Source organism: Mucilaginibacter sp. (assembly GCF_039921305.1).
GTDB lineage: Bacteria > Bacteroidota > Bacteroidia > Sphingobacteriales > Sphingobacteriaceae > Mucilaginibacter.
Genome location: NZ_JBDSCA010000065.1, coordinates 66920 through 78389, shown reverse-complemented (window position 1 = coordinate 78389; position 11470 = coordinate 66920). Strand labels below are relative to the sequence as shown.

Genomic DNA, 11470 nt, shown 5'->3' with positions numbered 1-11470 from the left:
CAGGAAATCTTTTGGAAGCACGATCAGGCGATATGGGTATAATGCTGATTTAAATAAGTACGCGAATTACGATCCAACAACAACCTATCCTAATATTGTTACAGGCACCAGGTCACTTATTCCGGGTAATGATGGGTTTAGCGATAGCGATAACCGTTTTCTATCTGCATTTGGTAATTTAGGATATACGTATGATAGCAGATATGTACTTACGCTAAGTGCCCGTAAAGATGCCTCAAACCTTTTTGGATTGACCACGAACGACAAATGGAATCTGCTTTGGTCTGCCGGTGCAGGCTGGAACCTCAGTAACGAGAAATTTTACCACTCTGATCTTTTACCCTACCTCAAATTGAGAGCTACTTACGGTTTTAGCGGCAATATTGACCCGACTAAAAGTGCTGTTACAACAATTGTATACGGCTTGCAAACGACCTATACAGCTGCCCCGCAGGCTACGATTTCGCAATACGCTAACCCGGAGTTGCGATGGGAAAAGGTGCGCATGATCAACCTTGCCGTTGATTTTCAGTTAAAGAACAACCGTATTTTTGGCAGTATCGATGTGTTTTTCAAGCATGCTACCGACCTTTATGGTCCGTCAGAATTGGATTATACAACCGGGGCAGGTTCTTCCATTACCAAAAACATTGCATCCTTAAAAGGTAGCGGGGTTGATATTGAATTGAACAGTTTGAATATCAACTCAAAATTTAAGTGGTATAGTAAACTAAACCTGAGTATATATCATGACCAGGTTGAAAATTATTACGACAATTCGATAAAAGCCGGTTCTACGGTAACAACCAGTTCCCCGGTCTTTAACCACATCATCGGGAAGCCGTTGTACGCTATGTATTCTTATCGTTACGCGGGCTTAGACCATACTACCGGCAGTCCTATCGGCTATCTTAACGGAGTGCCCAGCCAGGACTATAACAATATCTATAGCTCCAAAAGTAATGATGACATCGTTTACAGTGGTTCAGCTATACCGACATTATATGGATCAATAGGTAATACCTTATCCTACAAACGGATTTCGTTTACAACGCAGTTAATGTATAAACTGAGTTATTATTTCCGAAGGCAAACCATTGATTATAGCAATATGCTGGTTCGTCCTAATGCTGCGAACCCGGACTATTTGCTGCGATGGAAAAAACCGGGTGATGAGCAGATCACTAACATACCCTCATTTGTATACCCCATTGTCAATAACCGGGAGGATATTTATGTGTACTCTGATCAGACGGTGGAAAAAGGAGACAATATACGCTTACAGTATATTAATCTAAATTACCAACTGGATAAGAATGTCATACCCTCCTTACCTGTTAAGCAAATTAATATCTATTTAAATGTGACCAATTTAGGTATTATCTGGCGGGCCAATAATAAAGGGATTGACCCCGATTTTCCTCAAACTACTATTCCGCCATCAAAAAGCTGGACACTTGGTTTTAAACTCACCCTTTAAATATTACTCAAATGAAAAAATATATCACGCTGCTATTAATTATTGGATTGACCTGTTTAGGTTGCAAAAAATTTCTCGATGAAAAACCCCGCCAAAGTCTTACGGTACCTGAAACCCTTACAGATTTTCAAGCTTTGCTGGAAAAGGAACTGGAATCAGAGCAAGATCCTAAATGGGGAGAAGTCAGTACCGATGATTTTTATTATGAAGATGCTATATTGGCTGCAAAGGAACAGGTCGAAAGAAATGCTTATCAATGGGATAAAGGTAATGTGTTTGGAACTGACGTAGATATGGAATGGTTCTATGATTACAGGTTTGTTTATCATACCAATACAGTTTTAGAGGGACTTGAAAAAGTAGAAAGAACCGCATCAAATCAAGCGCAATGGGATAGGATAAAAGGAGAAGCTTTGTTTTTCAGGGCCAAGTGTCACCTTTCGATCGTCAATATCTGGGCGAGAGGTTATGATGCCGCTACTGCTCAAACAGATCCCGGAATCCCTTTAAGGCTAAATACGGATTTTAACGAGGTCTCCGTTCGCGGCACACTGGCAGAAACTTATGGCCAGATCATTAAAGATCTAACTACATCTATCGATCTGCTCCCTGTGATTCCTTCTCATGTCGTGCGTCCATCAAGACCTGCCGCGCTGGGTTTATTGTCCAGGGTCAATCTATTCATGCGAAACTATGATGAGTGCATTAAATATGCAGATGCTTGTTTACAATTAAAAAACGACCTGCTGGATTACAACACCCTCACAACAACTGCGGCTTTCCCAATTCCAGCTTTTAACAAAGAAGTCATTTACCATTCGAATTTCTCTACTGCGTTACCTAATTCTCGCATCAACTTGGATCTCTACAAAATGTTTGGCACTAGCGATCTTCGGAAGAAAATCTTTTTCAAAGATAATGGCAACGGGACTTATTCATTTAAAGGCAGCTATTGGGGCGCTTCTAAGTTATTTGCCGGGCTGGCTGTTGATGAAGTTTACCTGATGCGGGCCGAATGTTATGCCCGGAAAGGGGACATAACTGCTGCACTTGCAGATTTGAATACATTGATGAAAAGCAGGTCGGACAAAAGTGCATTTGTACCTTATACTGCCACGGATGCTAAAGCTGCTTTAAATTTAATACTGATCGAGCGAAGAAAGGAACTACTGTTGCGGGGAATCCGCTGGCCGGATGTGAAAAGACTAAATAACGGGGGAGAATTAATCTCACTAAAAAGAACAATCAATGGCACTGACTATATCCTTTTACCGAATGACCCAAGATTTGCACTTCCAATACCACAACCTATAATTGACTTAACAGGGATGATCCAAAACTCAAGGTGAAAAACCGGACAGGAGACCCCTGTCCGGTTTTTTGAGGTTAGTCTTTTTCAGATGTGCTGATTGCTGCACTTTGAATAGCCGCCTTGCTGCCGGTCGCAGAAAGGAAATTTGCAAGGCTTGAATAAGTGGCACCATCGTAAACAACCTGACACAGGTAGGTTTCTCCATCGCAGCCACCTTCGGGAGCATTTGTTGACCAATTGCTGGCGTTTTGTATACTTGGATCGCTGTTTGAAGAGGCTGTATAATAATAGGTTACGGGATTATCAACGCGCTTTTTAACCGTTGTGTTTTTTTTCACCACTTTCAAATTCGCGTTTTTATTTACCTCGGCTTTAACAACAAAGCCAAGACCTACAATTGCAAAAAACAATGCTAAAAATGAAACGGCACGTAGCCATTTTTTTTGTGAAGTTGCCATAAGCGTATTATGCATTTATATAGTAAATGCGTACCTTTAATTTGAAAAATTAGTTAATTTAATTTTTAAGGTCAGCCAGCCACAGCTGCCCGAAATAGACCTGTCAGCTTCTGATGGGTCTTTTTCATTTTAGATATCCCTGCCCGCAGCAACGCTGGAACAAAGCAAATTTACGATGGTGGATAATTCTGTTTACGATTCTCTTTCGGGCATAAATACAGGTAAGGATTAAAACAACAGGTATGATTTGAAACCACGTTGGTGCTGTTATGTAGCTGCTGATGAAAAGGAGGCAAAGCGTTGCCATAGTAGCCAGCATGGTCATTGAGGCGATTGCCTCTGCCATGTTCCTGATTGTCGCTGCGTTGAATGTTTTCATCTGCTTTACATTTTCTTTTACTGTACTTCACTCGCCATAGAGCCTGGCTATGGCCTGCCCTTGTATATGAAATATGCACTTATCGTCGTGCGCACGTTCCTTGTACCTGATCCGGGTTTAACTTGCCAATACCGCCGGTTTTTGCATGGATGTCCGCTTCAAATACTGGGGATGGCCATCTTAGCTCTTTGTACTTTACGCCCGGAAAGGGCGGCATGAATACGGTATTCCCCACGCCATATTTTTATTTTTTTGTAACTTGTAATCCTTCCTTTGAATTATAAAACTAAGGTACAGGGTAGTTTTGCCTTAAAAAATGGCGTATGCCAACTTTTCTCGACTTTTTTTGGGTAATGCTGATTTTTATATTTACTATAGTGTGATTTATCAATATGCAGGTAACTGGCAATATGCTTATCCAGCATCCGGACTGTTTTGTGATAGGGGTGTAGTTCGGGATAGAGTTCAAAGAATCTGACCATGCGGTCTTCTGCGTCTAAACAAAGTAAGGATTCGCGTTCCCTGCCTTTTTCAGGTATTTGCGCCAGTATCGCGTTTTCCAGTGTCAGGCTTTGCGGAAAAAGCTGATGTATTCGGTTTCTTCCTGCTTTGGTGATTTCCAATAATTCAGTATCGGCACAGGCCATGATATTACACGTAGCTGGCTTGCCGTTCATAAAGCTGTCGGGTATGATGGCGAGCTCACCGGCACGGAACAGTGTCAGGACTACTTCGCCTTTATCTTGATCTGTAAAGGTCAGGTAGATCATTCCTTTGGTAATGAACCAGGTCTTCGTACAAACCTCACGCTCGTGATGTAGCTTCTCCTCGCCCTCGTTACACCAGTAGCCGGTTAGGATACCGGCGATTTTCGGGTTAAAATCTTGATCTTCAATTATATGAAAGCTGGTCAGATAGTCAAAGAACATTTGATAACTGGCAGTGCTGGTGTGATGTTTGCGGATCATGATACAGGTTGATTTGATAAATTGAGATCAGGCTTTAGGCGGTGATGATTTACGTTTTAAACTGTCTTGTTGTCTCTTTTTCTGCAATTCCAGTTTTTTAAGCAGTTCCGCCCTTTTAGCGGCACAGATATAAACGTCATCCATTTGTTGCTGATAGTTGCGAACATTAGTATCGCCAGCAAGAGCCATTTTCTTCAGCTTGGGGTCGTCGATCTGGTCTTCGCAGGTACAATGGCCCTGCGGGAAAATAGTGACCAATAGAACGGCTAATACAGCAATGAGTATTCCACCCGGACTAAGATGTTTCAACACCGGGGTACGCATATACCAGCGCGCAACTTTCATCCATACGCCATCCTTAGTAGCCTGTTCATTTGGATTAATTCCATTAGGTTCTGTTTCCATGATTTTGTCCTTTGCTGATATAAAATTAACTCCATGTTATTACTTTTCCTACCAAAATATAGCTACCAACTGCCAAATAGGCCAAAAAACGGAATGAAATGTACAGGTTTGGATGAAATTCAGGGGAAATACCTATATGCCTTAAAACTGATTTTCCTTAATTTAGGGTTAATACATTTCTATGAAAGCTAACGAAGACAATAAGTTGTTCCCTGAAAAGGAATTAACCTATTTCAATTTGGGAATACAGACACTGATGGCACTTGTCATGAGCCTGGCTACGCTTTTTCCCTATAGGAAAGGATTTTTCAAAACCATCTTAAGCAGTTGGTTTTTTTACCCGTTTTTTTCAGTTTTCGCGATCAACTTTTTCATGGTTTGTATCGTGCATTGGGCATCCATCTGGCTCGATAAAAAAGATCGATGGGAAGAAAAGTTCTTAAAACGACTCCTATACCAGTTGTTATTGGGGTGGCTCGTGCCGGTGACCTTTTCCGTGTTGTATACCTGGGCCTACCTTCAATTCCTGGGCGTAAATATGATGACTACCCTTTATTCCCGGTACAAATTGCCATTTGTGCTGGCCTTAGCCTTAATCCTTGACGTCGCATATATGTGTTATTATCTTGACTGGTATTTTCGTATAGGGAGAACCCTGGCTCCAAAAGCGAATCCGGGTCAGCAACACGGTGATGATCTGATTTTTGCCCATAACGGTGGCCAAATCAAAATTAAGGTAAATGATATCGCTTATTTATGCAGTCATGGGAAACATACGGCCATACAGTTTCATGAGGGCGACCCGCTTATTTTAACACATGTTTCGCTGGACGATATATTGCCTAAATTGAATCCCGTTTACTTTATCAAAGTTAACAGGTCATATATCATCACCCGAAAGGCTTACGATGGTTATACAAACCGGCCGAACCGGGGCATCCTATTACTGCTAAAACCGGCCGTTAAAGAAGATATAAAGGTTAGCAGAACAATTAAAGGGATGGTTCTGTCTTGGATAAATGATGGATCAAAATAGAGGTTGCAATTAAAACCACACATCACGTCTTACGTAGACCAAATGTACATTCGGAGCTCTGTATGTCTATACATTTAATTATCTGCTGATCTGCACTGACTGGCTTTGTTTTTTCTTTTTCTTCTTACGCTTTTTCAATTCATCTGCCGGGCTGACCGGTTGAGCGGCTTCCGGTACTTCTGTCATTAACAATTCGAACAAAGTAGCCGCTGCTTTCCCCGTGGCCCCGATCATTTGCCCAATATCCTGAAATAAATTCTCCGCTACACCGTGGCTCAGGTGCTCGATCATATCGGGTAAGCCCTGTACGGGATGGCCGGATAAAGTATTTAAAACCTGCATCTGCGCTTTTTGCATAGCTGTTCCGTTCTTCATCGTATTGGCATAGGTCAATGTATCTTTTAATCCCCGGTCAAAATCAAACACCTGATCAAACTGGCGTTCCCCTGACTGCTTGAACGCCATCCGGTCAAATTGGCCCAACTTAGCGGAATGGGCCTTATTTGTACCTTTAGAATTGTTCTGAGGACTTAACTTGACTTTGTTGGTCATGTCCTTACGGCTGACGATAACCTGAATGTGCATTTGCCTGCCCCCTTTACGGTCACCAACTTTTTTAAAGCCCTGTTTAACCGCCTCGTCCTTATGGGTGTAGTAACGGTAATTTTCCAGCTTACCAAACCATAGCAAGTCTTTATGGCTCTCAATACCCGGCCTTTTAAAATTCTTGGCATACTCATCCATCACGTTAACGGAAAATTCCTTTAGTTTTTCTTTGGCCCCCTGCTCGCCGTATAGTGCCACCAGATGCGCCAGTTCTTTCCCGCTTGGACTGATATTGACCAAAAAGAACTTAGCATCATCCTTACTCAATTTAGCAATATTGTTATCGATCTTCATCCTCACCTCCTGCCGTAAAATGTCATCATGCTTGCCGTTAAACCAATGTTCGGGGTTTATAGCTTGACCGTTCTCCGGCTGCAAGCGGTTCTCCTTTTCAAGATAATGAACCAGTGCCCCGCTACTGCCTTTGTTGTTGCCCGTTTCTGATGCCGTGATATTGATGTGCATAAACTATAGATTTTGCAATGATTGTCTGACCTGTGCTTGCAGTTCTTCTTTTTTGGCAGCTGATACCGGCCATCCCAATGATTCCCGCTGAGAAATATAATATTCGAGTATTTTATTAAACCGAGATTTTAACAAGGCCTTATCATCCAAATTCTTTTGTGTCTTTTCCATCGCTTTTTCAAGGACGCCGATCCGTTCATCAACATGGTCTACGGTCTTTTTATGCGCGTTCAGCCAGTCGTTTAATTTGTTGATCCATTCCGTGCGCCGGTTAGCTATAGTAACTAAGGTATTGGCCTGGGTAAACGTGGGTTGCAATAAGTCCTGTTCCTGCGTCTTGAAAAAGGAAATAATGCGGTTTATCCCGTTGGAGAGTTCCTTTTTGAGCATTTCGTCGTTGAGGTCGGCCGGGTCTTTCTTGCTCTTATAGAAATAATCCACCATTTGTATAAACAAAGCCCGCTTTGTCCTGCCTAACTTAAGGGCAAGCTTTTCCATTTTTACGTCAACCGCCTGCGGATAACGGATAGATTTAACATTAATATCTTCCATGGGATCAATTGTTTGCTACCGTTCCGCAGAGCAGCCTAACACTGCTGCCCCGATGCGGATGCCAGGATGGTGTATATTCGATATAGCCGTAGGCTGTTAATTCTTTCACATTCTTGTGATAGGTAGCTACCGAACGGATACGTGAAAAGCGCATTAACTTTGCCCTGCTGACCTGAAAGATATCACCAGGTATATCAGTGCCGCTGAAATAAAACAAAGCCATAAACAGGCTGATATGGGATGGGAACAAGCGTTCGTCAAGCGCCGCCCGCTCAAAGTAGTGACTTAAAGCGTGCCTCGGTATATTCAGCTGATCCCTATTGATGCTATTTTTTTCATTATTCATTTTCTTTCCCTCTCATGATTTTCTCAATTTCTTCTTTGTTATAAAACATACTACCGCCGATCTTACGGTAGGGTAGCACTCCACTGATACGCAGATTTTGCAAGGTGCCGGGTGATATGTTCAACATTTTCCTGACCTCGGCGCTCCTTAACCATTGCGAGGTCTGGCCTTCTTTACTGCCTTTCAGCAGGCAGTTCATTTCTGTAAATAGCTCTGTTTTGAACTGTAACAGATCTTCTAACGTGATGATGTTTAAATTCATAATGCAATCTTTTAGTCTTCCTATTTTACAGATCTTATATATCCCGATATACAGATCGGTAGTTATACAGGATACTGCTGGGTATCCTTTTTATGATGATTACGGCTATTTCAGGCAGTCAAAGTATCCCCGGAGGATACGTAAAGCCCCCGTAGCGAAGCGTAGGGCAAGCAAAGTAGGGCTCTGCCCAACTTCCGCTTGCTCATTCCAAATTTTTGGAATGACCGCAATTTCGCTAGGTTAAACCCGAAATCGGTTTTATACAGCTACACCGCCAGGTAGCCAAGCACTCAGACAGCTATGCAGCCGCATCGCTAGAAATTGGCGGTGGCTTTTCATCGGCCTGCGCATGTACCCATGCCAGTAAAGCTATGCGGGAAAACAGCAGTTTTCCTGCTGTCTTGGAGTAAGGGATCTTGTTTGCTTTGGCCAGACCGTAAAGGGTAGAGGCTTTGTAGTTAATCAGCTTAGCCGCCTGTTTGGTATTAAGCAGTTCGTCGTCATACGGCATCGGATCACCATGGTTACCAATAGCATTTTTGACTGATCTTTCCATCAGGGCGGATAGCTCATCTGCTGATAGTGCGGTAAATAAAATCTTTTGATTGTTATCCATAACATTTGCGTTGATGGATACAAAGGAATAGCGAAAAAACAGCTAAAGCCGTAATGACATTAATGTAATAATTTATGTTTTTTAAGGATGCTTAACATTTCATTCACATGAGGATTAATGCTTTGGCTATTTTTAATGACCTCCATTCCTTTGGGATTAAAGGTCGCCATTGTGTTTTTGATGCTCATGGCTCCAGAGCCGGAAAATACTGTAAAGTGCTGTTTTAAGATGGAGACATATTCTATCTGCGTAACGCTGCGGTTGTATTCGCGGTTGATGTTATAGGTGGCATACATTAGGGCGATCAACACATTGCGCATATCACCTTTAGAGGTAACTTTGACCATTGGGGTCATACTACCGGATTGAAAAGCATCAGGAAATGCGCCGGAACTAAAAGCAGTACTTAAGAACTGCGCTAATTGTTTGGCATCAAATACAGCTTCTTCTATTCCGTTCTTTGTATTTAACGGTGCTGTTAGTATCTGCCAAATTGCTTTTATTTCGTCGATATTGCAAAGTAGTTCAATGCGGGTAAGAACTGTTTCATGGGTTTGATCAGTGATGCCTTCGTTAACCGTTGGTATAAACGGCTCTACTTGTTTTTTACTTTCCTCCGCCTTTTGCTCCTTTTTTTCCTTCTCATCGGCTGCCTTGGCTATATCCAGCACTCTATTGTAACTTTCAAAATGCAAACGCAAACCGGGATTGCCGCCGGGTAAGGAGCTGTTCAAATTATTGATCTCGATAAAGCCGCGGTAAAGGCTGGCTTGCAAATAGCCTAAATTGTAAAATAGGCTTTGGTCAAGATCGCCATCAAAAAACAGAAAATTAAGACAGTATAAACAAAAAACATGCAGGTAGCGCGTCTGTCCCTCAATTGGATAGCTGTGGTATGCCGTGCCTGTATTGCTTTCAAATTCTATCAACCCTAAATCATATCCATTAAAGAAACATTTACCAAAACTTTCTTTTTGAGCCATGTCCCATTGTCCATATCCAAATGTGTAATTATCTAGATCTTTTTCTTTGGCTTTCAAAAACTCGTAAAGGTCGTTATCGCTGATAAAATATGCCCTGCCATCTGTAACGAGTTCCTTAAATGGGAAATAACCTAACCTGTCCATCAGTTCAAAGCGGCTATCCTTCTTACTCAAATGGCCTTCTCTCTTTTGAACGAATGGCACATGCATATCATCATAAATATGGCCGGAATAAGGGCTGAAGTTTTGAAGGTGGTGGAAGAACATAGGCGAATGATTGATTAGTTAAACGAATTTGAGTTTGCTTCAAATCTACGATTCTACGTTTTTGCATTTCAGAATATGCGATGGGGAAACAACAAAGCCCTGAAGGGCTTTGATGGCAACAAGAAAGTAAAAGGGATCAAACTTCATGTCATCATAGATAAAAATGTTTTTTTAGTTGCCATAATGGTAACAGTAGCCAATATCCATTATAGTAAAGCAGTAATGCTGCTAATGTCAACAATCGATATTTGCAAATCGTCGAAACTGACACTGCCTCCCTTATTCTCCGCTTTTGTTATGCTACTTAATTACATCTTGAGAATATATCTCCATAATTTTTTTTATGATGGCATCAAGTGTTGGCTTTCTCTCACTTTTAAAGTTGATATGAGAAGAAATGTGATTAAATGTTGAAATACAAGAATTCATACAGTCTAAATATTCCTGCGGTGACATTGAGCGTATATAATTGTAAAGTTCGTTATCATCCGTGAAGTCGACGGTGTCGATGAAGCTTTTTTCGGCGAAAATTTCATATATGTTATTATTGAAACTCGAATAAATTGGAAGACAGCCCCACTTAATGCTATCCCAAATCTTTTCAGTGCAATAGTAAGGGTACCCCGTGTTTTCTAGACAAATATTAAATTGGTAATTTCTTAATATACCTTCTTTTATTTGTCGCCAACCGGCGCCCCGCGATTCAGAGATGCTTAAACCACTTGGCCAAGACTTACCATAAATGTCAACAATTCCTAATTCGCGGCCCTTAACTAACAATCTTTGCCTTCGTTCGGTCAGATCAATATTTTTTCCATTCAAAATAAACTCTTTGTTTTCTTGCTCTATATACGTTGATAAACCGACTACCGGGATCTTAGAAAATTCTATGGTGTTTAAAGCTTTCACATGCCCTTTCAATAAATGTCCATAGATGGAATAATTTGAAAAATAAACGTCACCTGTATACAAATTCATATTGTGAATGGTAAAGCCATTGGTATCTACAAATTTGCTTTCTTTCGTTGGAGAAAATCGAGGTTCGTGCGTCCAAAGCAAAATTGGTTTTAAAGGTATATTATTGTCTTGCAAAGTCTTGTAAATGGCACCGAAAATATTTTCTTTCATTTTGTGCGCCATCAAAATATCGGCTTCGGCTATATTATTGGTAAAAACTATCTGACAATCAAACAAATATGCTTGGAAGCTTTCTTGAGCAAATACTGTATGTTTAAGATCTGTAATTTTGAAAAGCTTAATCATTTTGGCCTATTTTGAATATCTGGTCCTCAAAAGTGAGGTATTGTTTCATCAGTATCAGTGAACCCTGCATAG

12 protein-coding genes and 1 pseudogene are annotated in these 11470 nt (G+C 41.2%); 3 read left to right on the top strand and 10 right to left on the bottom strand.

The genetic code is table 11. The features are described 5' to 3' along the window. Positions 1–1480 (top strand): annotated as a pseudogene (locus ABIN91_RS19345) (SusC/RagA family TonB-linked outer membrane protein); the annotation flags it as partial. Positions 1481–1491: 11 nt separating this feature from the next. After that, positions 1492–2829: a RagB/SusD family nutrient uptake outer membrane protein gene (locus ABIN91_RS19340; protein WP_348053092.1), complete on the top strand. Its 1338-nt coding sequence runs from the start codon at positions 1492–1494 to the stop codon at positions 2827–2829. A 37-nt stretch (positions 2830–2866) separates the two neighbouring features. On the opposite strand, the gene ABIN91_RS19335 is transcribed toward ABIN91_RS19340, so the two are convergent. The 3 genes from ABIN91_RS19335 to ABIN91_RS19325 form a co-directional block, all read right to left on the bottom strand. Beyond that, complete coding sequence (locus ABIN91_RS19335; RefSeq protein WP_348053091.1) at positions 2867–3250, bottom strand: hypothetical protein; 384 nt, start codon at positions 3248–3250, stop codon at positions 2867–2869. A 657-nt stretch (positions 3251–3907) separates the two neighbouring features. After that, positions 3908–4558, bottom strand: coding sequence for a cyclic nucleotide-binding domain-containing protein (locus ABIN91_RS19330; RefSeq protein ID WP_348053090.1), 651 nt, complete (start codon positions 4556–4558; stop codon positions 3908–3910). A gap of 66 nt (positions 4559–4624) precedes the next feature. Then, positions 4625–5002, bottom strand: coding sequence for a hypothetical protein (locus tag ABIN91_RS19325; RefSeq protein WP_348053089.1), 378 nt, complete (start codon positions 5000–5002; stop codon positions 4625–4627). A 181-nt stretch (positions 5003–5183) separates the two neighbouring features. Here ABIN91_RS19325 and ABIN91_RS19320 point away from each other — a divergent pair, with 181 nt between their 5' ends. Continuing rightward, positions 5184–6038: a LytTR family DNA-binding domain-containing protein gene (locus tag ABIN91_RS19320; protein ID WP_348053088.1), complete on the top strand. Its 855-nt coding sequence runs from the start codon at positions 5184–5186 to the stop codon at positions 6036–6038. Positions 6039–6116: 78 nt separating this feature from the next. Here the strand turns inward: ABIN91_RS19320 and ABIN91_RS19315 are convergent, their stop codons facing one another. From ABIN91_RS19315 to ABIN91_RS19285, 7 genes are all read right to left on the bottom strand, one after another. Beyond that, a complete protein-coding gene (locus ABIN91_RS19315) occupies positions 6117–7109 on the bottom strand; it encodes a DUF5712 family protein (RefSeq protein WP_348053087.1) in 993 nt (330 codons plus the stop codon). A gap of 3 nt (positions 7110–7112) precedes the next feature. Continuing rightward, on the bottom strand, positions 7113–7661 hold the full coding sequence (locus tag ABIN91_RS19310; RefSeq protein ID WP_348053086.1) for a BfmA/BtgA family mobilization protein: 549 nt from the start codon (positions 7659–7661) through the stop codon (positions 7113–7115). Between the two features lie 4 nt (positions 7662–7665). Further along, positions 7666–8007 (bottom strand): hypothetical protein, encoded by a 342-nt coding sequence (locus ABIN91_RS19305; protein ID WP_348053085.1) that lies wholly within the window; start codon positions 8005–8007, stop codon positions 7666–7668. Next, entirely contained in the window at positions 8000–8269 is a 270-nt protein-coding gene (locus ABIN91_RS19300; protein WP_348053084.1) for a helix-turn-helix domain-containing protein, read from the bottom strand. The genes ABIN91_RS19305 and ABIN91_RS19300 overlap by 8 nt, the downstream gene beginning before the upstream one ends. 298 nt (positions 8270–8567) lie before the next feature. Continuing rightward, positions 8568–8885 (bottom strand): helix-turn-helix domain-containing protein, encoded by a 318-nt coding sequence (locus ABIN91_RS19295; RefSeq protein WP_348053083.1) that lies wholly within the window; start codon positions 8883–8885, stop codon positions 8568–8570. Between the two features lie 59 nt (positions 8886–8944). Continuing rightward, entirely contained in the window at positions 8945–10135 is a 1191-nt protein-coding gene (locus ABIN91_RS19290) for a hypothetical protein (RefSeq protein WP_348053082.1), read from the bottom strand. 300 nt (positions 10136–10435) lie between these two features. Beyond that, positions 10436–11398 carry a glycosyltransferase family 10 gene (locus ABIN91_RS19285; RefSeq protein ID WP_348053081.1) on the bottom strand — a complete coding sequence of 321 codons (963 nt, stop codon included), beginning with the start codon at positions 11396–11398 and terminating at the stop codon, positions 10436–10438. Positions 11399–11470: the final 72 nt, after the last annotated feature.